Origin of the sequence: Succinimonas amylolytica DSM 2873 (assembly GCF_000378405.1) — a bacterium.
In the GTDB taxonomy this organism is placed as follows: Bacteria; Pseudomonadota; Gammaproteobacteria; order Enterobacterales; family Succinivibrionaceae; genus Succinimonas; species Succinimonas amylolytica.
Genome location: NZ_KB899636.1, coordinates 470072 through 492616, shown reverse-complemented (window position 1 = coordinate 492616; position 22545 = coordinate 470072). Strand labels below are relative to the sequence as shown.

General features: G+C 43.8%; 19 protein-coding genes and 1 pseudogene. 2 read left to right on the top strand and 18 right to left on the bottom strand.

Going from position 1 to position 22545, the window contains the following annotated elements; translation table 11 throughout:
- Positions 1 to 180, bottom strand: a pseudogene (locus F557_RS22550) (lipase chaperone); the annotation flags it as partial.
- A 186-nt stretch (positions 181 to 366) separates the two neighbouring features.
- Between F557_RS22550 and F557_RS0102185 the strand changes: the two are divergent.
- Positions 367 to 735, top strand: coding sequence for a hypothetical protein (locus F557_RS0102185; RefSeq protein WP_019000621.1), 369 nt, complete (start codon positions 367 to 369; stop codon positions 733 to 735).
- Between the two features lie 86 nt (positions 736 to 821).
- Positions 822 to 1205, top strand: a complete 384-nt coding sequence (locus F557_RS0102180; protein WP_019000620.1) for a hypothetical protein — start codon at positions 822 to 824, stop codon at positions 1203 to 1205.
- 728 nt (positions 1206 to 1933) lie between these two features.
- On the opposite strand, the gene F557_RS0102175 is transcribed toward F557_RS0102180, so the two are convergent.
- The 17 genes from F557_RS0102175 to F557_RS0102095 form a co-directional block, all read right to left on the bottom strand.
- The gene (locus tag F557_RS0102175) at positions 1934 to 2923 is read right to left on the bottom strand and encodes an aldo/keto reductase (protein ID WP_019000619.1); all 990 of its coding nucleotides are present in this window, start codon (positions 2921 to 2923) and stop codon (positions 1934 to 1936) included.
- A gap of 133 nt (positions 2924 to 3056) precedes the next feature.
- A complete protein-coding gene (locus F557_RS0102170) occupies positions 3057 to 3575 on the bottom strand; it encodes a flavodoxin (RefSeq protein WP_019000618.1) in 519 nt (172 codons plus the stop codon).
- A 62-nt stretch (positions 3576 to 3637) separates the two neighbouring features.
- The gene (locus tag F557_RS0102165; protein ID WP_019000617.1) at positions 3638 to 4630 is read right to left on the bottom strand and encodes an aldo/keto reductase; all 993 of its coding nucleotides are present in this window, start codon (positions 4628 to 4630) and stop codon (positions 3638 to 3640) included.
- Between the two features lie 42 nt (positions 4631 to 4672).
- The gene (locus F557_RS20880; RefSeq protein ID WP_019000616.1) at positions 4673 to 5281 is read right to left on the bottom strand and encodes a TetR/AcrR family transcriptional regulator; all 609 of its coding nucleotides are present in this window, start codon (positions 5279 to 5281) and stop codon (positions 4673 to 4675) included.
- A 412-nt stretch (positions 5282 to 5693) separates the two neighbouring features.
- Positions 5694 to 7829 carry an ATP-dependent helicase gene (locus F557_RS18450; protein WP_019000615.1) on the bottom strand — a complete coding sequence of 712 codons (2136 nt, stop codon included), beginning with the start codon at positions 7827 to 7829 and terminating at the stop codon, positions 5694 to 5696.
- Between the two features lie 138 nt (positions 7830 to 7967).
- On the bottom strand, positions 7968 to 8678 hold the full coding sequence (locus F557_RS0102150) for an HAD family hydrolase (protein WP_157617727.1): 711 nt from the start codon (positions 8676 to 8678) through the stop codon (positions 7968 to 7970).
- Positions 8679 to 8711: 33 nt separating this feature from the next.
- On the bottom strand, positions 8712 to 9680 hold the full coding sequence (locus F557_RS0102145; protein ID WP_019000613.1) for a tyrosine-type recombinase/integrase: 969 nt from the start codon (positions 9678 to 9680) through the stop codon (positions 8712 to 8714).
- Between the two features lie 69 nt (positions 9681 to 9749).
- Complete coding sequence (gene dapF, locus F557_RS0102140; RefSeq protein ID WP_019000612.1) at positions 9750 to 10577, bottom strand: diaminopimelate epimerase; 828 nt, start codon at positions 10575 to 10577, stop codon at positions 9750 to 9752.
- Between the two features lie 36 nt (positions 10578 to 10613).
- Entirely contained in the window at positions 10614 to 11858 is a 1245-nt protein-coding gene (gene lysA / locus F557_RS0102135; RefSeq protein WP_019000611.1) for a diaminopimelate decarboxylase, read from the bottom strand.
- Positions 11859 to 11948: 90 nt separating this feature from the next.
- On the bottom strand, positions 11949 to 12134 hold the full coding sequence (gene lptM, locus F557_RS0102130) for an LPS translocon maturation chaperone LptM (RefSeq protein WP_019000610.1): 186 nt from the start codon (positions 12132 to 12134) through the stop codon (positions 11949 to 11951).
- Positions 12135 to 12176: 42 nt separating this feature from the next.
- Positions 12177 to 14624 (bottom strand): class I adenylate cyclase, encoded by a 2448-nt coding sequence (locus F557_RS0102125; RefSeq protein WP_019000609.1) that lies wholly within the window; start codon positions 14622 to 14624, stop codon positions 12177 to 12179.
- A 49-nt stretch (positions 14625 to 14673) separates the two neighbouring features.
- Positions 14674 to 15846: a heme biosynthesis HemY N-terminal domain-containing protein gene (locus F557_RS0102120; RefSeq protein WP_019000608.1), complete on the bottom strand. Its 1173-nt coding sequence runs from the start codon at positions 15844 to 15846 to the stop codon at positions 14674 to 14676.
- 27 nt (positions 15847 to 15873) lie between these two features.
- Positions 15874 to 17145 carry a uroporphyrinogen-III C-methyltransferase gene (locus F557_RS0102115; RefSeq protein ID WP_019000607.1) on the bottom strand — a complete coding sequence of 424 codons (1272 nt, stop codon included), beginning with the start codon at positions 17143 to 17145 and terminating at the stop codon, positions 15874 to 15876.
- Between the two features lie 393 nt (positions 17146 to 17538).
- Positions 17539 to 17964 carry a hypothetical protein gene (locus tag F557_RS0102110; protein WP_019000606.1) on the bottom strand — a complete coding sequence of 142 codons (426 nt, stop codon included), beginning with the start codon at positions 17962 to 17964 and terminating at the stop codon, positions 17539 to 17541.
- Positions 17942 to 19480, bottom strand: coding sequence for a threonine ammonia-lyase, biosynthetic (gene ilvA, locus F557_RS0102105; protein WP_026297698.1), 1539 nt, complete (start codon positions 19478 to 19480; stop codon positions 17942 to 17944). Before ilvA ends, F557_RS0102110 begins: the two co-directional genes overlap by 23 nt.
- A gap of 86 nt (positions 19481 to 19566) precedes the next feature.
- On the bottom strand, positions 19567 to 21417 hold the full coding sequence (gene ilvD, locus F557_RS0102100; protein ID WP_019000604.1) for a dihydroxy-acid dehydratase: 1851 nt from the start codon (positions 21415 to 21417) through the stop codon (positions 19567 to 19569).
- Between the two features lie 117 nt (positions 21418 to 21534).
- Positions 21535 to 22464, bottom strand: a complete 930-nt coding sequence (locus tag F557_RS0102095; RefSeq protein ID WP_019000603.1) for a branched-chain amino acid transaminase — start codon at positions 22462 to 22464, stop codon at positions 21535 to 21537.
- Positions 22465 to 22545 lie beyond the last annotated feature (81 nt).

Sequence of the window (22545 nt, the reverse complement as noted above, 5' to 3'; positions counted from 1 at the left end):
CTGCTTCTGAATGGTTGAAGTCTGCTTCTGAATGGTTGAGGTCTGCTCTTGAATGGTTGAGGTCTGCTCTTGAATGGTTGATGTAAGTTTTTCGATTAACGAATAAAGGTTGTCCAGTTTGGAAGTGTCAGTATCGTGCTGATTAGCAGGAAGATTGTTATTTGTGATCTTCGCTTCCATTGCAAATTCCTTCAGCACATCCCGATTTTTGTGTGCGATATGGTACGGATTCACCAGCACTTTTGTCAAGAATCCCCGAAGCCATAAAAAGAAGGTTTAAGACCTAATACCAAATTTTTGTTGACATTTACCTCTATATGGGTTATTGTCCCATATAGATAACAAAGGTCATTTTAGGAGGCTGTCATGGCAGGCAATATCACCTACGTAAAACAGAAATCCGGTGTCATTTACGCGTATGAAAATCTCGGCACCTGGGATCCCGTTAACAAGAAGAAGATCTGCAGACGGAAACTGCTTGGAAGGTTTAATCCTGAAACCGGGGAAATCGAACCTACTGACAACCGTAACAAACGGCTTAAGAAGGAGTATGTTCCGGAACCTTACGAGAAGGATTACAAGATGCCGCGCACTGTCAAGGAAAGAGGCGAGGAAATTCTCCGGCTTTTGAAGGAACTCTACGAGCTGAAGGCCTCATACGCCGCTTTGGATAAGAAGTATAGGGCTATTCTCGGCAAAATGGCTGATGCCGAAAAATCTCAGCCTAACGAATAACAGCCGGAACATCCGGCAGTTTGAGAGTTTTTTTACATCTCCGCATTCGACTGTCCGCGGTCATCGTATGTTCGGGAAGTGAAAACATGATGAGCATTCAGCCAAAAACAATAGATTTTAACGGCTCTCGCTGGATTGCAATTTCAGAATACGGCAGGAAGGCCGCAGATGTCCGTCGGCTTACTAAAAAGGCTGCCTCTCTTACTTCCCGCTGCAAAGAACTCGAAAGCCGGCTTAATGACTGGGAAAATCCGTCCAGAGGATCTGCCAGCAGCGTTCAGCGGGGGCTGGCAAGAAAGCAGGAGGCGCACGAAAACCTGAAACAGCGGTTTGACGAAACAAAACAGCAGCTGAAAACGATCAAAGAGAAGCTGCGTGGCACCCAAAGCAAATACACCGAAGAGGTAAAACTCCGGCTCGAAAAAGAGAGAGAAATCGAAAAGGGAGTCACTAATTACCTCAAAGGCTAGTCACTACCTCACTAAATTTCCAAAGAAGGGAAAGTAGAGGAGGCATATGCAATAGTCAATGCAATACTCAATGATTGGTTTCGACAACAAGGGGAATTCTTCCAGAATTTTATAATGGGGCTAAATTCAGACATGAAGGATCTGGTGCGAGCGGCATAAAATAGCAGATTTGTCAAGGGATCTAATTTTTGTAAGGGCAAGCCTTTGAGAGCAAAGAATAGCCCTTGTTATTGATGTGGGAAACTTGAGTTCATAAATAATGAGAATAGATATTTTTGCTGTTAGATGATTTAATTAAAACTCAAATGACTCATTACTGCCCAAAAACATGATTCATCGCGTCTTGCAACGATAAGGAAATTTAAATACATTACTTGATCTGTTTGTGGTTTGCTCACTATGACAACAGTGCCTATAATTTTTAATTGGATGATGCATAAAAGGTTCTGTTGTTATGGACTTTGTCGTTATAAAAATCATATTCCAGAAGCATTTTCCGGTCAGAAAAACAGCACTTTAACCCGTGAGCTGTTTTGTTTCAATTGCATGCCATTCAGGAATCCTTTCCGCCTGGAAATGATCCGAAAAAGACTCCTTCTATAACCACAAGCATGAAGGAACTTTTCAGGCAACGTCAATAGCTCTGCCGAATCCTCGAAGTTCAATCACAGATAAGAACCTCTGTTCATATCCGGAAAACAGTTGGCAAGCGCTGTTTTCAGTTGCCGTTATTTGCTTAAGGTTATGTTACTGGACAGTGCCCCTACCACCTCGTGGGCCCTGTATGGTTCCTCCAAAGAACGTAGCTCCTCCTCGTCCAGCTTAAGGCTCAGAGCTTTCACAGCCGCTTCAAAATGCCACGGCTTTGTCGCGCCCACAATGGGAGCAGCAACTCCCCGATGCAGGAGCCAGGCCAGGGAGATCTCGGTCATGGACACACCGCGCTTTTCCGCCAGGGCATAAACTCTCTCAGTAATCTCCGTGTCGTTTTCCCGGGCTTGGTCGTACTTCTGCCTGGACACCCTGTCGGAAGCGCTTCGGAGAGAATCTGAATCCCACTCCCTTCTCGAGAGATGACCGCCCGCCAGAGGAGAATACGGAATCAGGGACACACCGTACTGCCGGCAGATCGGAATTAGTTCCCGTTCATCCTCGCGGTAAAGCAGGTTGTAGTGATTCTGCATGGTGGAAAATCCGGCAAAGCCGTTCCGTTCAGCGATAATCTGCAGGTTATGGAACTGATATCCGAACATTGCCGAGGCTCCGATGGCCCGTACCTTCCCGGCCCTGATAAGACTGTTCAAAGCACCCATGAATTCCTCAGGCGGCGTGCTGTAGTCAAAACGGTGAATCTGGTAGAGATCCAGATAGTCTGTGCCGAGACGTTTAAGCGTGCCGTCTATCTCCCGCAGAATAGCCTCCTTGGACAGAAACCCCTCGTTGAAGTAAACCTTGGACGCCAGCACTATCCGATCCCGGGGAATTTTAAGATCCCTGACGGCCCGGCCCAGATATTCCTCGCTGCTGCCAAAGGAGTAAACATTGGCAGTATCAAAGAAATTCACTCCCAGATCCCAGGCACAGGCTATCATCTCCCGGCTCCGGTCATAATCCAAAGTCCACATGTGAAAATCTTCAGACGGCTGTCCGTAGGACATACAGCCGACGCACAGTCTGGAAACCGAGATATCGGTGCTGCCAAGCTTTGCATATTCCATTTTTAGACTCCTGTTAGTTGTTTCCTTGCCGAATAGCTGAGATATGATGCCCAGATCTGTTCACCATTTTCTTTCCGGGAATCTTAAAACACCTGATGGGATCTGCCAGCGACAGGACCAGCCACCACCGGCGCTATGCCAGATGCTGCCTCGCCCAGGCAGAAACCGTCTCCCTGGCGTCAAGCGCTTCGGATCCCCGGACAGCCAGTCCGGCACCGATATCCGCGCCCCTGCAGCAGTCTCTTAGATCCCGAACCGCCCTGCCGAGGCCGCTGCCCTCGTGTGTCATCAGAGGAAACACCCTCTTTCCGGTGAAATCCAGCTTTTCCAGCTGAGTGAATACACCGCAGGGATAGGTGCCCCACCAGCAGGGGCCGGCCACCGCAATGCGATCGTATCCGGAAATATCCGAAAGATAATTCCTGAGCTCTGGGCGGGCATGGCTGCGGAGCTCGGCCTTTGCCTCCTCCGTGCAGGCGGTATAGTCCTCGCTGTAGGGCTTTACCGTAACCACCTCGAAAAGATCCGCTCCCACCGCATCCGCAATATAACCGACCACAAGCTCCGTATTGCCCCGGGCAAGATTCACAATGGAACCTCCGACGTAGTTCTGCCCTCTTCTTGAATAATAGATAATCAGATTTCTGCTCATGTTAAGTCCTTAAGACCGGAAACCCCGCCAGAGCCCCGGATATGCCCAACAAAATTCCCTGACTAAAAGACCCCTGTCTTTATATGAGGCACATAGAGGGCTTCCAGCTCCTTTATGGTTTCCGAAGAAAGCGTGATATCAATGGCAGACACTGCTTCTTTTATATGAACCGGGGAAGTGGCCCCTACTATAGGAGCGGTAACATATGGCTTGGACAGCATCCAGGCCAGAGAAACCTGAGCCATGGAATAACTCAGGTTCGCAGCCACCTTTTCAAGCCTGTCTACCACCGGCCTGTCCTGCGCATCAGTGCTGCCCCATACCATGGGAGAAACCCTGTCCACGCTGTTTCTTGCAGTGACCGTGCCCCAGGGGTGAGCGGTTCTGCCACCTGCCAGAGGACTCCATGGCACCACGGCAATGCCGCGGTCGGCACAGAGCGGCATCATCTCGCGTTCCTCCTCGCGATATATCAGGTTGTACTGGTTTTGCATGGAAACAAATTTAGTCCAGCCATGTCTTTCAGCAATCTGGTTAAGACGTTCAAATTCCCAGGCAAACATGGTAGACGCACCGATATATCTGGCCTTGCCTGACTTCACCACATCATGAAGAGCCTCCATGATCTCCTCCATGGGAGTGTCATGATCCAAACGGTGTATCTGATACAGATCGACATAATCCAAACCGAGTCTCTTCAGGGAATGGTCAATCTCGGTCATGATATTCTTGCGGGAAAGGCCGGCGCCATTGGGTTTTCCTTCCCGCATGGCAAAATGAACCTTGGTGGCCACCACGATCTCGTCCCGATCCAAGTCGAAATCCCTGATCAGCCTGCCGATTATCTCCTCGGAAGTGCCGTTTTGGTAAACATTGGCAGTATCAAAATAGTTAATCCCCTGCTCCACAGCCTCCCGAAAAATCTCCTTCGCACCGTCATAATCTTTGGCCCACGGAAAAACTCCATTCTCCTGTCCGGGCTTTCCGAAACTCATGCACCCGAGGCAGATACGGGACACGTCCATCCCTGACTTTCCAAGCTTTACATATTTCATGATATATTCCTTGCTAGTAAGTAACTTCGCCCAAAACAAACTTCAGGATACTGTCAGATACGGCTTAAGAATAGCCTCCAGCTCCGCATCGGAAAAAAGATCACTCCATTCAAGAGGCTCGAAAACACCGTCTGACATGCACCAGGAGAGCATCATCCCGTACAGCTGCGAAATCAGAAGATAAGCCAAAAGATCCGCCGGAGTGTCCTTCCGGAGCTCTCCTCGAGTTATCCCGTCCCTGATAATGCCCCGCAGCATTTCCACATCGAAGGCCCACTTGGAGTTGTCAACATTCTCTCCGGGATGTTCCGGATCCACCGTACTTCTTATCCATTCACGGCAGATGTGAATACCATACTTTTCCACCGCCGCCATGAACTCCCGCATATAAAGTCTGAGACGCGTAGCCATGGAGACATCCCGCATTCCGGAAACCTGATCTGCAATACTTGAAAAGTATCCTCTGCAAATCTCCGTAACCACGTCCTCTTTGTGGCTGAAATAAACATAGAATGTCCCCTTGGCAACTCCGGCCTGTCTGGTAATCTCATCCACCGAAAGTGCGCCGAAGCCCTTCTCGCTTAAAAGCAGTTCCGCCGCTTTCAGAAGCTTTTCCCGGGTTTTCTGAGCATTTTCTTTTCTGGTAGCCATTTAAGAACTCCTTTCATTCTCCATTATATATTTCACTGACTAACGGTCATTGACTTTTAGTCATTTTTGTCACCAATGTCACATTTTTTCAGAATAAAACAGGTTAAAAGTCAGGTACCTGATTTGACCGTAGGTAATGGAAATTTTCGAAGTACAGAGAACCCGTCATCCTTATCGACTGCCAGATGAGCAGTCGATGATCAAAATGTCGTTTCAGCGCTATTTTTTTTGAGATTGTCTGACTTTTAAGGATCTAGAATTTGAGAACTAAGGGTGGAAATTACACCCCTAAGTGCCCCCCCGTATTCAAAGAAAAACAGAAAACACAAAATCACTGTTTACTGTGCTGATTGCGCTTATCTCGTGTTCCATTTCCGTTTTACAGTAGCATTCCCTCTTTGTAAAAACCTATTCAAGCATCAAGAAAATTCATATCCGTATCAATACTGCAACTGTCAAGCTCATATGTAAAAGGACTTGGGCCTGTAGGATACTGCCCGTCATAAGAGGAATGCCAGTTGGCACATGATAAAAAGAGGAGCTCTTTTGCCCTGGTGATTGCCACATATGCGAGTCGGCGCTCCTCCTCGATATGTGCATTCTGGTCCGTTTTAATACTGGAATAACGCTCCAAGGGCAGTAATCCCTTTTCAAATCCGGCAATAATAACCACCTCAAATTCGAGCCCCTTGGAACAATGAATTGTCATCAGGTTAACAGCACTATCTTCCTCGCTTTTCAAAAGTTCGGAACTAGGCATTAAAGCCGCCGATGATAAATATATCTGAATAAAATCGGCGATCGTATACTTCATCTTTTTGTTTTCAGGGACTGAATTGTCATCAGTATTTCGAGATTTCGAGATCTCTTTCCCATCTTCCAGTACTTCACCTGCATTATCAAAACCTTGGTCTGACAGCTCGTCATAGTCTCTTCCTGAAATATCGCTTATTAACTCTTCGATATTTCCGAATCTGTCATTACTGCTATCAGCATCATCCATAGCAGATTTCTCTCTGTAATATGTCCCTAATCCACTATCTTCAATAACACTCTCCAGAAATCTCACAATATCATCCATGTTCTTTGGACTTTCTGCCACCCTAGCACTAAAAACATGTATTAACTCAATAAAGTTCTGCAGAGACCGGGATTTGTTTTTAAGGGCATACATCTCCGCCGCTTTAAACATGCTAATACCAAACTCACGTCTCAGGGCTTCTATTTTTCCAAGAGTAACCTTTCCGATTTTTCTGGAGGGGACATTTACAATTCTGTTGAATGAGATGTTATCCTCAGGATTGACAATCAGCCTGAGATAGGCCAAAGTATTTTTTATCTCTTCCCTGTCAAAAAACCTGGCTCCTCCATATATATTGTAATCAACACCATATTCAACCATCGCTTTTTCTATCATTCGGGACTGGGCATTTGTTCTATAAAGTACCGCAATCTCAGATGGATCCTTTTTAAGATTATCTATCAGTTTTCTGATAATTTTTGCAATTTCATCAGCTTCATCACTACTATCATAGGATTCCATCAGTTTAACCATTGTGGCATCGGGGTTACGAGTAATAAGCGTCTTTTCTGCTACATGTTTACTATTGTTTTTTATCAGACTGTTGGCATTACTAAGAATTGCCTTTGTAGAACGATAGTTCTGCACCAGTTTAACAAGTTTCACCGGAGAGAACTCTTTCTGAAAATAAAACATATTTTCCACGGCCGCACCTCTCCAGCCGTATATTGACTGGTCATCATCCCCCACAATTAAAACATTTGCCGGGTGCTTTCCGGGATCCAAATTTTCAATACCGCTTACAAGTTTTAGCCACCGATATTGAAGACTGCTGGTATCCTGAAATTCATCCACCAGAATCTCTTGAAATTTTAAACGAATATAATGCCTGACCTGAGGATTGCTCTCAATGAGTTCGCATGTACGTAAAATTAGTTCTTCAAAATCCACCTGATCGCTTTTATCGCACCTTGTTTGATAGAGTGCATAGACATCATAAAAACAGGGAAGAATACTGCTCCCCTCCATTCCTGGTCGATGACCACGAGATTTCTCATCCATAATCTTCTGCAAGTAATTTCGGGAATTATACCGAATACCATTGACGCAAATATCTGCAGGCAAGTTAAGATCCTGCATCACCCGTTTTACCAGCGCCAACTGATCGGATGTATCTATTATGGTGAAATTTCTGGTAAGCCCTGCCTCTTCAGCAAAATTTCTAAGAATATGCGAGGACGCAGTATGAAAAGTATAAGCCCAAAGTCTGCGAACACTGTACTCTCCCAACAGTCCAATAAGACGTTCTCGCATTTCCCTAGCAGCCTTATTTGTAAAAGTAACAGCCAGTATTCTGTTGGAATCAACTCCACAGTGTTCTACTAGATATGCAATTCTTGAAACTAGTACCCGAGTCTTTCCTGTGCCAGCCCCAGCCAAGACCAGAATATTCTGTCTTTGAGCAGTTACGACCTCTCTTTGCTCCTCATTTAACCCATCGATGATACGCTGTTCAGAGTTTTTCATATGACATGAGTCCCATCAATTTCAAAAAAAAATACAGAGCAATATCCAAGCTCGACAGGAACCATTGTTCCACGTGGAACAATTTTCTTACATGGCCAAATTGATAATTGCAATAACAATTTCATACGCATACGGAAATTATAGTAGCAGATCTATAAGCTCCCGGATATTTGAAATCATAACGTGAGGAAGAACGATAAGTTCATTAGCTGGCTTTCTATATTGCGTTTGCCAGCACATTTGACATCCGAATCTAACAGCCCCGTAAACATCATTTTGCGGATCATCACCAACAAAAAGCATTTCATTCGGCGCCACACGGTAATAACTTGAAGCAATTATGAACAGATCCGGTGCAGGTTTTGCAGATATTCCAGATATCGGCATCCATATATTCTCAAAACAATTTCTTAGGCTGGTACAATTCATATCGGCATTACCATTTGATAAAGCCACTAGATGATAGTATCTTCCCAATATACGCAAAGTTTCCAATGATGTTTCAGGAACATTTATTCTGGAACGAACTTTGATGAATTCATCTACCAGACTACCAGCAATAGATGCTGACTGTTTTCTCTCATAACCATAATTATCCAAAATATGCCTGTAGGCAAAATACCTAACCATGGACACGTCATCTTTGATTTCCGGACATCGATCGATAATTATATTTTTAATTTCAGTGTAACTATTCGGGGACAGAACATCCCCCCCAAGATAACGCTCCCCAATAGCCTCAAGCATATATTGCTCCGCATAAGAGATTGGAAAAGTATTATCGTAAAGGGTATCATCGAGATCAAAACACACAATCCGAGGTTTTTTAAATGATTTAAAAAATATCATTTTCAAAACTTAAGAACTATTATTTTTAATATACTATTCACCATCTTCTCCGTTATTGCAAAGTAATGCAAGAGGATGACACTGATCGTATACTTTTTTTAAATCTCCAATTCCCAAATGGAGATAAACCCCTGTGGTATTGCTTGAGGCATGTCCCATCAGTTCCTGAATAACCTTTATATCCGCACCACCTCTCAGCATTTCCGTTGCAAACGAATGCCTCAGCTTATGAGGATGAAGCTGAATTGGCAATGCATTATCCAATCCTTTCTTCTTTATCATAATCTGTACAGCCCGGGTTGTTAGCGGTGCTCCAAAACGGTTAACAAATATATTACTGCACTGCGGACTATAGGTATCCCTGACACGAAACCAACGCTTAAGAGCCCGCAAAGCATACTCGCCACAGGGAACAAATCTTTCCTTATTCCCCTTTCCTACAACATGGAGCATCCCTCTTGACATATCAGCATCATCAATTAATAGGGATACCACTTCTGCTACCCGGAGACCGCTAGAAAACAACAATTCCATAATTGCATTATCACGATAATCTCGAGGCTCCGGAGAATCCGGAAGTTTTATAAGCTCGTTAAACTGATCTTCTGTAAGATATTCCGGAAGTCTGACACCATATTTGGGGGATTCAATATTGGAAACAAAATCGCTGGAAATACGCCCCTGTTCATGGAGGTATTTATGAAAGCTTTTTAAAACACTGAGAAAATGAGCCTTCGATCTCCCTGACATTCTTTTCGAAGGATCATTAAGATTGTCCAGTGTTCTTATAACTTTTCGAATGCAAGTATCCGTAACATCATTCCAAGAGTTTATTTCCGGGTAGAAATGATGAATCTCGAGTACCGCCCTTTTAAGGGAAAGTCTATAAGATTCAACAGTTTTATCACTGTAATTACGTTCCAAAGCAAGGTATTGCAAAAAATCACTAACCTCTTTAGAAAAAGGACTGTTCAGATAATAGTCTTTATCATCTAATGTCATTTTATATTCCCCGAACAAAGTTACGGACAAAAATATAAATTTTGATGAAAACTACCGGATTCCAGCGCTCTATATTTCAACCATTCCGCTGAATACAAAATTCACCTGGGCAGAAAGTGAAACAGAACCGTCTGCAGTTATCACAACCTCCTCTGTACCGGATGAACAATTAATTTTTACCGGAGATTCCAGTGTTTTGTGCATAACGCCAACCAGGGCGCTTGCAACACCGCCGGTTCCAGAAGATGCGCATTCGCCCTTATTATGACGATAGCCTCTGAAAACCAGTTCATGATTATTTACAATCTCCATAAAATCAATGGCAGGAACTTCAGTAAAACGTTCTGAAGCCGACAAAGACTTCCCAATACCGGTAATATCAGCACTGGTAATTTCCCGCGACTCCACCACAACATGAACCTCTGGGAGTCCGACAACCGAAACGAGAATCCCTGACTTTCCGTTTTCCAATATATAAGTTTTTTCCTGCTTTTTTGTTTTGAAGCCCAATCTGATGGGATCATACACAGGTCTTCCCATATTCACGGAAATGACATTCTCATCAGCGACATCTAGCGCAATAATCCCTCCGTTATATCCTGCTCTGATGCTCGGACGGTTTATAAGTCTGCGATCCCTCACAAAACGTCCCATAGCCAGAGAGGCATGCCCGCTGAGCTGTCTCTCCTGGCCGGTATCACTAAACACCCGAAAGTAAAAATCTGTATCCGGATCGTACGGAGGTTCCACCAGAGCGAATTCAGAAAATCCAACTCCTGTACAACGCTGAGCCCATTTTTGAATTTTTTCTGCCACGGGAAAAATCTTTTCGGTCACAGCATCCATGACCATAAAATCCTGCCCCAGACACTCCATTTTTGAAAAATGGACCAGCATCATAAACTCCTTGATTCGACATTCGTCTGAAAACGATCAGAGTTCTTCCCCTCGCCAAAGATCCTCAATAGTCTCTCTTTTGCGGATAATACGATGATCTGAGCCAGATACCATTACCTCACAAGCCCGAGGCCTGGAATTATAGTTGGACGACATTGAAAAACCATAGGCACCGGCTCCCTGCATCACTAGATAATCTCCGGCGGCAACCTGAAGATGCCGATCCTTTCCAAGGAAATCACCAGTCTCACACACCGGACCAACAACATTGTAAACTGCGTCAGAAGCATTTTGATTCATCTCAGCTTCTTCAATTTTCATCCAGGCCTGATAAAGAGAAGGCCTGATCATGTCATTCATTGCAGTATCTACAATACAGAAATTAACAGTTTCCCCTTCCTTGAGATATTCACAACGAGACACTAAAATACCGGCATTGGCAACCATGGATCTTCCAGGTTCACAAATCAGTTTAATATTCAACCCTCTTATCTTATTAATAATCACATCCATATAAGACTTTCTTGATGGCGGAACTTCATCGTTATATACAACACCAAGTCCGCCACCAACATCAATATGCTCAAGAACAATACCTTCATTCTTGAGCCGTGTAATAAGCATAACAATACGATCTAAAGCATCTTCAAAAGGTGCCAGACTTGTTAGCTGAGATCCAATATGACAGTCAATTCCGACAATCTTAATTCCAGGAAGTTCCAGAGCCCTTTTGTAAAGATTGAAGGCCCTTTCCACAGGAACTCCGAACTTATTGGTTTTAAGTCCGGTGGAAATATAAGGATGTGTCCCGGCATCAACATCTGGATTTACTCTGACAGAAATTCTGGCCGTTGTATTCCCGGACACCGCCACCCTACTAATCCGCTCCATTTCAGCTTCAGATTCCACGTTAAAGGAAAGAATGCCGGCATTGAGAGCAGCGGAAATTTCAGATTCAGTTTTGGCGACCCCTGAATAAACCACTTTAGCAGGGTCTCCCCCTGCTTTAATAACCCGAGCCAGTTCACCGCCAGACACAATATCAAATCCGGCTCCAAGAGAAGCCATAAGACGGAGTATGGAGAGATTGCTGTTTGCTTTAACAGCATAGCAAATCAGATGAGGAAAATCGCCAGCACTTTGCTCAAATTCGGAAAAATGCTCCCTGAGCGCCTTTTCTGAATAGACATACAGAGGGGTTCCATACTGCCGGGCCAAAAATGAAACCGAAACATCCTCTGCCATCATTGAACCATTATCATTTCGCGAAAAAAATTCCATTAGATACCCTCCGGGGACAACCCCGATAAACTGATAATTACACGAAGAGGTATTTTATCAGATATTACTTCAAGAAATTTTTCAGAAAGCTTATTTTCGAGCCCCCGCAAATGAAGCCTCCTCCTTCTCAACAGCGGGTACGGCAGTATTATCATTATCGGAATTCAAAACCTTGTCAGACTTCCCCTCTTCTGGAAGATAAAGTCCCCCTTTGAGTCCGCACCCGAAAATTAACACCGTTGAAAACATCATAATAAACAGAAGTTTCTTTTTCATCTTCACGGGAATCTCCGTTCCATAAAAAACGCTGTCAAATAACTAAACCGCCAAAGGAGTTATACTACATCCATCACCGGATACTCTGTAATATTGGGGAAGATTAAAATACTGACGACATCTGACATATCTGTTGTTATCATTATCAAGAAGCTTGGCATAATGTCTGTTTATGTCCAATACCAGTTCCGTAATATTGCCGGTAAATTTTCGGTATATCTTGATATGACGTTCGTTGTCAGAATTGAATATATCCCAGATTCCCTGCTCCACTTCCTGAAAAAAGAACTGCTCCAGGCCTGTTGTAACACTATTAAGTACAGCCTCCGGAATATCTTTCGGATCCGGAGGAATCTCATTTTCTCCCAATGTCACCGAGAGCCCTTGGTAATTACAGGAAATAACATAATCATTGCCCGTGATATTAACTCTGAACCCTCCTTCATCAGGATAGTTTATACAGTTTTTTATCTTTTCCAGAACCTCTAGCATCCCAGCCCTGATGTAAACCTCAAGTTCATTACCATACTGAAAAAACATTAAAGACTTTGTGGAATGCTCCTTTCTGTGAAAAAACCTGCCCACATCCTTTACAAAATCTGTAATACAGTGATTGGTGTCTGTTTCCGTATAGCTGTTTACAAAAAACTGATTCCATGATGTTCTCAGAACCATTATTACAGAACCAACCAAGGAAACTTTTCTACTGCCTGCTGAAAAAATATTAGAAACATTGAGATTAGCCTCCCCCTTATGCATCAGATCGCTAGCAGGATCCTTCTCAAGATTTACAAACACCGCCACTTCCCGAACCATTTCAGGTTTTAACAATTCATCATGAGAAATTTTGCACGATATTTGCGGAAAGGCCTTGGAAAGATCTCTTACAAACAGGTGAATTCTTTCACCTGTAAGCAGCCTGTTTACTGAATGAACGTTTATGGATGTTTTAGGCGATATCATGCCGTTGATCCAGCACTCTACAATGGCCGAACCTAAATCAGGGAAAAAAGCCAGAGGTTTATTCTGACTGATGATCACCTGATCCGTACGTCTCAGTGCATATACATACCAGCCGTTACGACACACCTCTGAATTACCTACCTCAACAAAGGTAACATTGCTTTCTGGGGAAATCTGACCAATGTTAAGGTTATAAATCTTAATTTTTCCCGGAGATGTGTCAAAGGCAGTATAGAGCTTACGGCTTAATACTCTGATATCCCGGAATCTGATGGCATCCTTTATATTGTTTCTGAGACCGAAATTAAGCAGAGCCCTATAACTTCTCATCATGCTTTCAAACAGAATGGCGTACACCCGGCGCACATCATTTATATGCCAGCGAAACCTTTCATCAATGAAAGTTTGCTCTTTTTCAGTCCAGTTCCATTCTCTAAGAAGACTGTAAAACATTTTTTTACGCTCTGCCCTAATGTCACAGTCTGAAACGGCTTTCAGACCGGCAGAGATTTTGAAATAAAAACACAGCTTCAAAAGATATTCTCTCTGTGAATCATTCTGTGTTTTCAAATATTGTGCAATCTTAAGATAACATCTGTAATAGGAATCCATTTCCGGAACATAACTATCATTATTCTGAATAGAATCCCTTATGAGTATAGATAGAAGCTCAGTATTAGGATACTCGGAACTGTAAACTTCCATCAGCATGATTTTGAGAGCCGCTTTAAACGGATAATCAATCCCCTTGTAAAGGAGCCATAGTGCCGAACCGTAATACTCATCCACCGGTATTTTTCCGACACTGCCAAGATCAAGCCACTCGTCCTTCTTGATAATACGATTTTTAAAAAGGCCTTCTACGTACTGGTTATAATTTTTTTCATACTTCTTGGGAACAAGCATCCACACCAGTTTCTGTCCCCCTAGATATACAGAACTGCGATAAAATTCATCAAGAAGAAAAAGTTTCTGCGCACTGCCACAGCTTTCCTCATCCGTATGCTGATCATTATGCGGATTAGTAAATTGATCCTCCTTGACAATGAACAGATTGATCTCCACCCCCTCTCCCGCTGCTTTCTGACGGATTACTTCACATTTTTTCTCAAGAAGAGCAATCCTTTCAGCACTCATATGTCGAGAAACACAAACCCAATAATCAATATCAGATTTCGGCTCCTGACCAATAGATGAGGTGCTGCCCATACAATACAGAGCCAGAATGGATTCGTCACGAGAAATTATCGAATAAAAACCGGAACTGCCGCTCAACGACGAAATGTACGACATTTGCTCCTGCGTAAGTTCGAATCCCTTGATACCGTGTGGAACAACCGTTCCATCAGGTGAATCATCCACGTATGAAGGTACTGCCAGATGATTGTAATGGAGAAGAACCGGCACAAGGTTAAAAAACTCCTGACATTTGGAGCTCATCATGGAAAGCGCGCGCTGAATTCGGGCCTTATTATGTTCCAGATAGCGGTGCTCATATAATTTAGTGCGGGAATAATCAAAATCCATATCAGATCAAGATCCAAAATTCAGATTTGCCAGTCTATACATTCCTGTACTATACCAGATAAGTAAGCTTTGCAGCCTCCTGATAAAACGCTGCAGCCTGTTCAGTTCTGCCAGTTTTCTGAAAACACTCTCCAAGCTTAATGTAATAAAGAGGGCGAGGAGCCTCTCGAACAAGCACATCATACAGCTCACGAGCTTTTTCAGTTTCATTCATAACGAGGTGCATATTAGCTCTTGCCGCCAAATAATTAAAGGAACGTTCTTCACCGCCAAGCTCATCAAGAAGTTCCAGAATTCGCCGATCTCCTGTGCGCCAGGATGCAATATCTGCAAGGACTGTCTCTCTGTTTTCAGTACCTCTGATAAGAGACTCTGTCATCTTAAAGGCACGCTCACTATCGCCAAGTTCAAAAAGCCGTTCTGCGAATGCCAAGACAACTTCCTCCCGTGCAGAAATATCCCGGGGCAAATCTTTCATCATCTGTCTCAGGATACGAATATCATTAAGATATTTAATTTCCTTTATTATACGACCAGAAATAAGATTATAGTAATTACTATTATTAAGAAACCCCTCCTTGGTAAAAAGATCACGGTTTTCTTCTATTTCCGCATGCTTATTCAAAGCTACTAGCGCATCGAAATACACCCTGTTAACTAAGTGATTATTTTTATTGGTATTTCGCAAAGCCTCTGCAATGCGGAGAGCACTGTTCCACTCTTTTTTGCTGATGAATGTCTGAGCTTTGAACAGACATACTGCAAAAGCATCATCAACATTTTTATTGTTAACTAAATCATGCCCTCGAATCACCCGCTCCATGTCTCCACTCTGGTAGCCTCCGGCTATTGCCAAAAGCCTTGAAAATTCAGGCACAGATGACCACTTCAATGATTTTTCAGCCCAATCCTGAGCCTGTCTAAAATCTCCGACAAGATAGGATCTGAGAGCCCTGAGGAGTTTTCTGTCCGCGGAACGTGTACGTGATTCATTAAACCAAGACAAAAGCCCGCCCTTTACCCCAAAAACCCATCCCAGAATACCTAATGCCAAATAACAAAGCAGCATAAAAACCAAAAGCATGACAATGCCGGCTGCCACACTGGTTTCTATAACATACGAAGCAATTTCTATATGTAATAAGCCCTGGTTTCCGGAAAGCATCGGGGCAAGAAAAAGAAGAACAACTATCAGCACCAGTATGGTAATAAACTTAATCATTTATACCCCTATTATTATAATCCAGCATTACTGCTCTTTCTCGTCAGTCAGCTTTAGGTAATTGCGCATGGTAACCTGACTTTCGAGATGTGTGGGGGGAGTAACATTTTTCATCGGGACAAGAGAATTACGAATCTGCTCTCTGGTATTCATCACCACCTTGTCAGCATTATCAAAATATCTGGCAATCAGAAAATCCGCCCTCTCAAGACTCTTCTGAAAAAGAGAAATTTCTCCACGATAAAATGCCACCTGAGCAGTAAGAAAGTAGCTTTTGATATTTTCTCTGAGAAAAGCTTCGTTGCTGAAGTCCATAAGTTCAGGATCTTCCGGCTGTTTTTTTCTCACAGTGATAAAGCTTTCCATAAAATCTTCCACTGAATTCATAAGATTTTGACGCCACTCGGAAAAGTCTTCGGAAACCCCCTTCCTATCGCGTTTTTCCGTCACGATGGTCTTCAGTGATTTAAGAGGAAAAAGCGACACATTGTCTACCAGTTCCTGCAAACGAAGCATCATGCCTTCTCTATCAAGGCGCGGCATATTGCCCAAAACATTAATGTCCTTTGCCAACGAGGCACGAAGATCCCTGGCTCGAGGGTCGTCAAGACCTTTTATCAATTCGTCGGCATTTTGCAAAAGTGTTCTGGCAGTAACATAGTCCTGATCCGCCAGAACCTTACGATCTGCTATATTTATCAGGAACACTGCCTCATAAAGCTGCCATACTTCATCGGGAGATTTTCTACCAGATCGGTCTCTTAGTTCTCTTAAATCCTGAGAAATACGTTCCTGCTCCCTTCTAAGATTATTAACCTGTCCAATTACTCTGGATTCTGAGGAACGTATATCAGACTGAAATTCATTCTTAACAGAGGACAGCATTCTATTCAGCTGATTCTGTAATTCCTGATTCTCCGTTCTGATTTCGATTATGGCACTATCATAGTTTTTGGGAACGGGACGCCTATTAAGCTCTGCATTCTGAATCCAAAGCCCCCCCATAAAAATGACAACTAGAATTCCCAGACCTGCTCCAACCAGCATTCCGTTCCTAAGACGCTTAACCGACTTTTCAAGCAACGCAACACTGACACCATCATTCTTATTAACTACACCGTCATCTACAACGTCAGAGTCGGAGTATTCACTGTTTGCCTTACCCATCTCATCCGAGATACTAAATGAGGAACTTTCAATCTCCGTAGTAACAGTTTCAGATGTTTGCATATCTGACTGTGCTGATGCCGATATTGCATTTTCCAGTTCATTTTCGATAATTTCTTTTTTCTCACTCATAGATGGTTTCTACCTTTAGATAATATGAGCATTATAACAAACCAATGATCTGTAGGGGGAGATTTTGCCACCTGACACTCTCCATCTTAGAAGCTACGTACGTTGGTTAAAAATGAAAAGAATTTCTACCTCTTCTCCTTCCTTACAACCACATAAAAAACGCCAATTACGCAGAAAGAAAACTAGCATACCGAAACATTATGCATCAGAGAAGTTGGAAATATCATTTAGTGGCAAATGGAAATGTACGAGCATTCGAAAGACGAATCCAATATGACTACTCATCGAAAGAACTGCCGGAAGAGACCAAATTCGAAGTCTTCACCTCGTAAAAAGCCGAAACCGCCAAAGACTGGCAGGAAGAAAACTCCTGCCAGTTTAATTTTCTGGGGTTCACTGCTTCCTGGAAAGCTGCATTTCCGCAATGGTCAACAGTTCCAAAAGTTCCTCCCTTGGAGCCGAACCGCAAAGAATTGTTACTGTATAACGATCATTGTCATCAGCTACTGCCAGAGCACACCCCAAAGTACCGGCAAAGGAAAATTCCCATCCTCTTACAGACGGAAGAGGTCTCAGATCTCTCCCATGAAAAGATTCCATCAGAGCCTGGGCGTAAGCTCTGGCTGCACTGAAATGCTTCTTGGCTTCTGTATCAAAAGCTACCGTCAAACTTGCTCCGTCCCTCACAAATCTGATACGATTCGGAAGGTGTTCTGTAAGTTTCCAGGTAGACAGTATGTCTGAACCGGCATAAACGGCATCCACAACAAGAATACCGCATACAGCCAGGGAAATCCTACGGGTTAAGGAACTGAACATATGACAAATCCTGAGTAACCTCGTGGCAGTCATAGTTTAACTCTTCAAGATGCCTGTTGAAGACTTCAATATCCCTATCCGTCAGTTCAAAACAGCAGAGCACACTGCCAAACTCCATTCCCCTGTTTCGATAGTGGAAACAGGTAATGTTATATCTGGTTCCAAGAGTTTCCAGAAATCTTAAAAGGGAATCCTTAACCTCCGGAAATTCAAACACATAGGCTCTTTCGGAAAGAGTTTTCTGAGGGTGCCCCCCTATCATATAGCGAACATGGTTCTTTGCCAGAATGTTATCGGTCATATTAGTAACCTCATAACCTCCGGAACGGAGCCCTTCAATGATGGAATTCAGCTCCTCATCTCCGTTTGTCAGATGAACACTGACAAAAATTCTGGCCTCTTCAGGATCCGCATAACGATAATTAAATTCTGTTACCGAACGTCCGCCAAGTCTTTTGCAGAACTCAAGAAAGGCCCCTTTTCTTTCAGGAATCTTTACAGACAGGATTCCTTCTGCACGTTCACCTACCTCGCAACGTTCAGATACAAATCTAAGAGTATGGAATTTAAGATTTGCTCCCGAAAGAATTGCGGCCATGGTAACATCAGGATCCCCCCTGAGATCGGGATGGGCCTGCATGTATTTTTTAATGCCGGCCAGTGACAAAGCCCCACTCGGCTCGGAAATTGCGCGGGTATCATCAAAAATATCCCGCATTGCCGCACAAATTTCATCATTTGAACAGAGTACTATATCATCAACATTGTCCTTAAGTATTCTGAATGTTTCATCACCGATTCTTTTTACAGCAACTCCGTCTGCAAAGAGAGAAACCTTGTCGAGAGTCACTGGCTCTCCGGCCTCCAGAGCGGCTTTGAGACAGGCACTGCCCTCTGCTTCAACGGCAATGACTTTTATATCTGGTCTGATCTGCTTAATGTAAACAGCCATTCCGGCGGCAAGACCACCTCCACCTACCTGTACAAAAACATGTGTAATATGGCTGTTCTGCTTAATGATTTCCTGAGCAATTGTTCCCTGTCCAGCAAGCACATCAGGATCATCATATGGAGGGATCAGAGTATAGCCATTAACATCAGCGAGACGTTTACTTTCCTGATATGCCTCGTCAAATGTGGATCCAAAAAGAACCACATTTCCTCCAAATCTTCGCACTGCATCTATTTTTATATCCGGCGTGGAATTAGGCATAACAATAGTAGCCTTGATTCCCAAACGATTTCCTGTAAGAGCCACTCCCTGCGCATGATTCCCCGCAGACGCAGCAATGACCCCCCGTGCCAGAGCTTCCTTTGAAAGACCTGCAATCTTGTTATAGGCCCCACGAAGCTTGAAGGAATGAACTATCTGCCGATCCTCACGCTTAAGGAGAACATTAATCCCTAGCTTCTCACTCATTTTGTCCATTCTCTGCAAAGGAGTGATTTTTGCTATTTCATATACTGGAGATAGCAGTATCTTTCTTAAATACTGTTCCGGTGTCGGTTGTTCCATTTTATATATATCCTTAATATACGGACAGGGGACCACCCTGCCCCATTTAACTGCTCACAGTTGCAATAAATTCACAAAATACTTAATCAGCTCAGTTTTCCAAGATCGCGCACTCCGCCCTTGTCAGCAGATGCGGCCAAAGCTGAATAGGCCTTAAGAGAACCAGAAACAGCACGGTCTCTCTTAAGTGGCTTCCATGCTTTGTCTCCTTGTGCATTCATCTGCTCCCGACGTGAATTAAGCTCCTCATCCGATATCCTGATGCTGATGCTGCGGTTTGGAATATCAATGTCAATAATATCCCCTGATCTGATGAGACCAATATTACCCTGATTGGCCGCTTCGGGAGAAACATGGCCAATGGAAAGCCCCGAAGTACCTCCAGAAAAACGGCCATCAGTAATCAGAGCACAATCCTTCCCAAGACCAACTGATTTCAGATACGAAGTAGGATATAGCATTTCCTGCATGCCGGGCCCACCTTTTGGTCCCTCATAACGAATAATAACCACATCCCCTGCCTTTACTCCGCCATTAAGAATGCCGTCAACCGCCTCTTCCTGACTCTCATAAACCACAGCAGGACCAGAAAATTTATAAATAGAGGAATCTACTCCAGCAGTCTTAACTATACAGCCGTTTATTGCCAGATTACCGTAAAGCACTGCCAGCCCCCCGTCGAGATTATATGCATGCTCCCGGTTTCTGATACATCCCTGATTCCGATCAAGATCCAGATCCGGATAAGTGCAAGACTGACAGAATGGGGCAATAGTCACTTTTCCTCCGGGAGCTGCACTGTACAGTTTGGAAACAGCCTCGTCGGGATTTCTGAGAATATCATATTTATCCAGCTGTTCCTTCATTGTCATTCCCAGCACCGTACGGGTATCCTGATGAATAAGCCCCTGACGATCCAGTTCTCCCATAATTCCCATAATACCACCGGCCCGGTGCACATCCTCCATATGATATTTAGACGTGGATGGCGCAACCTTACAGATATGAGGCACTTTTCTGGAAAGTCTGTCAATGTCGTTCATTGTAAAATCAACACCAGCCTCCTGTGCCACCGCCAGAAGATGAAGTACGGTATTAGTAGAGCCCCCCATGGAAATATCCAAGGTCATGGCATTTTCAAATGCATCCTTGGTAGCAATTGATTTGGGAAGCACCGAAGCATCATCATGCTCATACCATGCACGGGACATTTCTACAATCCTGCGAGCGGCATTTACAAATAAATCCCTCCGGAAAACATGAGTTGCCACTAACGAACCGTTACCTGGCTGCGACAATCCCAAAGCCTCCGTAAGACTGTTCATGGAATTCGCGGTAAACATTCCTGAACAAGAACCGCATGTGGGACACCCAAAATTTTCCGCTTCATTAACTTCTTCGTCAGTAATATGCTTGTCTGCAGCCATCACCATAATGTCAATAAGATCAAGCTTGGTACGACCTCCAACAGGCTTCTCTGTTTTTCCGGCCTCCATAGGACCGCCGGAAACAAAAATAGTCGGAATATTCAAACGCATGGCCGCCATAAGCATTCCCGGTGTAACCTTGTCACAGTTTGATATGCAAACCAAAGCATCCGCCTTGTGAGCATTGCACATGTACTCAACACTGTCCGCAATAATCTCACGGCTGGGAAGAGAATAAAGCATGCCCGTATGTCCCATGGCAATACCGTCATCAACGGCAATGGTGTTGAATTCTTTTGCAATCCCGCCAGCTTTTTCAATTTCTTTTACCACGAGTTGTCCGATATCATGAAGATGTACATGACCCGGAACAAACTGAGTAAAGGAATTGGCAACAGCAATAATAGGTTTACCGAAATCACCATCCTTCATACCCGTGGCACGCCATAAAGCCCTGGCTCCGGCCATGTTCCTTCCCTCATATGTCACACTGGAACGATATTTTGGCATTTGTATTCTCCTGATTAGTAATTTTGACTTCACATCGAAATCTAAATAACAAAAACCAAAAGCCTGTATAAAAAGCTTTTGGCTTCAAACTGTCACAAAAAACCGAACAATGTCCCGTTACTTCACGGGATACAGCCAGTTCCATTTATCTTCAGTTTCGCCACTGAAAAGTCCAAAGAAAGCCTTCTGCAGATCTTCTGTAATCACACCACGAGATCCAGAACCGATTTCATAACCATCAACCGCACGAACCGGAGTGATCTCGGCTGCTGAACCTGTCATGAATACTTCATCAGCAAGATAAAGGGCCTCCCTTGGTATCTGTTCAACCTGAACCTGGTAGCCCCTGTCTTTAGCCAGCTTAATTACGGTATCTCTGGTTATGCCGGGGAGAAGACCACAAGTAATAGGAGCTGTATAAAGAACTCCGTCCTTCACCAGGAAAATATTTTCACCAGAACCTTCAGAGAGATATCCGTTAACATCAAGAGCAATACCCTCGTCATAGCCGTGCTCCTTAGCTTCGTTTGAAATCAGAAGAGAGGACAGATAATTGCCTGCGGCCTTTGCTCCTGTGGGAATAGTATCCGGAGCAAGACGCCGCCACGAGGAAACGCCTACGGAAACCCCCCTCTTCATTCCTTCCTCGCTGAGATATGCGCCCCATTTAACAATGCCTATTATGGTATTTATTTCCGCATCCTTCGGAGGTTTTACCCCAAGACCAACATCCCCAATAAAAGAAAGCGGACGAATATAGCCTGAATCCACATTGTTTTCCTTAATAGTATTACATACTGCTTCACAAAGCTGGTCTACAGTGTACGGAATCTCAATTCGGTATATGTGTCCGGAATTACGGAAACGCTGCATATGCTCCTTAAGCCGAAAAACAGCAGTACCATTATTGGTCTTATACGCCCGGATCCCCTCAAAAACTGCAGTACCGTAATGAAGAGCATGAGTCATAACACTGACTTTCGCCTCTTCCCATGGAACAAACTTGCCATTGAACCAGATAAACTTAGTAATTTCTTTACCAGCCATAGTAATACCTACTCACATAACCCTGCTGCTTCAGGTAAAAAACTTTTCAATAATCAAGCAGTATATAAGTCCGCCTGACCC

Bases quoted from the DNA above. Each gene is read 5' to 3' on its own strand.
- F557_RS0102115 (WP_019000607.1), bottom strand. From the start codon at position 17,145: ATGAGTGAGAAAAAAGAAATTATCGAAAATGAACTGGAAAATGCAATA.
- F557_RS18450 (WP_019000615.1), bottom strand. From the start codon at position 7,829: ATGAAAAACTCTGAACAGCGTATCATCGATGGGTTAAATGAGGAGCAA.
- lysA (WP_019000611.1), bottom strand. From the start codon at position 11,858: ATGGAATTTTTTTCGCGAAATGATAATGGTTCAATGATGGCAGAGGAT.
- dapF (WP_019000612.1), bottom strand. From the start codon at position 10,577: ATGCTGGTCCATTTTTCAAAAATGGAGTGTCTGGGGCAGGATTTTATG.
- lptM (WP_019000610.1), bottom strand. From the start codon at position 12,134: ATGAAAAAGAAACTTCTGTTTATTATGATGTTTTCAACGGTGTTAATT.
- F557_RS0102170 (WP_019000618.1), bottom strand. From the start codon at position 3,575: ATGAGCAGAAATCTGATTATCTATTATTCAAGAAGAGGGCAGAACTAC.
- F557_RS0102165 (WP_019000617.1), bottom strand. From the start codon at position 4,630: ATGAAATATGTAAAGCTTGGAAAGTCAGGGATGGACGTGTCCCGTATC.
- F557_RS0102120 (WP_019000608.1), bottom strand. From the start codon at position 15,846: ATGATTAAGTTTATTACCATACTGGTGCTGATAGTTGTTCTTCTTTTT.
- F557_RS0102150 (WP_157617727.1), bottom strand. From the start codon at position 8,678: ATGATATTTTTTAAATCATTTAAAAAACCTCGGATTGTGTGTTTTGAT.
- F557_RS0102175 (WP_019000619.1), bottom strand. From the start codon at position 2,923: ATGGAATATGCAAAGCTTGGCAGCACCGATATCTCGGTTTCCAGACTG.
- F557_RS0102110 (WP_019000606.1), bottom strand. From the start codon at position 17,964: ATGTTCAGTTCCTTAACCCGTAGGATTTCCCTGGCTGTATGCGGTATT.
- ilvA (WP_026297698.1), bottom strand. From the start codon at position 19,480: ATGGAACAACCGACACCGGAACAGTATTTAAGAAAGATACTGCTATCT.
- F557_RS0102180 (WP_019000620.1), top strand. From the start codon at position 822: ATGATGAGCATTCAGCCAAAAACAATAGATTTTAACGGCTCTCGCTGG.
- F557_RS0102185 (WP_019000621.1), top strand. From the start codon at position 367: ATGGCAGGCAATATCACCTACGTAAAACAGAAATCCGGTGTCATTTAC.
- ilvD (WP_019000604.1), bottom strand. From the start codon at position 21,417: ATGCCAAAATATCGTTCCAGTGTGACATATGAGGGAAGGAACATGGCC.
- F557_RS20880 (WP_019000616.1), bottom strand. From the start codon at position 5,281: ATGGCTACCAGAAAAGAAAATGCTCAGAAAACCCGGGAAAAGCTTCTG.
- F557_RS0102145 (WP_019000613.1), bottom strand. From the start codon at position 9,680: ATGACATTAGATGATAAAGACTATTATCTGAACAGTCCTTTTTCTAAA.
- F557_RS0102095 (WP_019000603.1), bottom strand. From the start codon at position 22,464: ATGGCTGGTAAAGAAATTACTAAGTTTATCTGGTTCAATGGCAAGTTT.
- F557_RS0102125 (WP_019000609.1), bottom strand. From the start codon at position 14,624: ATGGATTTTGATTATTCCCGCACTAAATTATATGAGCACCGCTATCTG.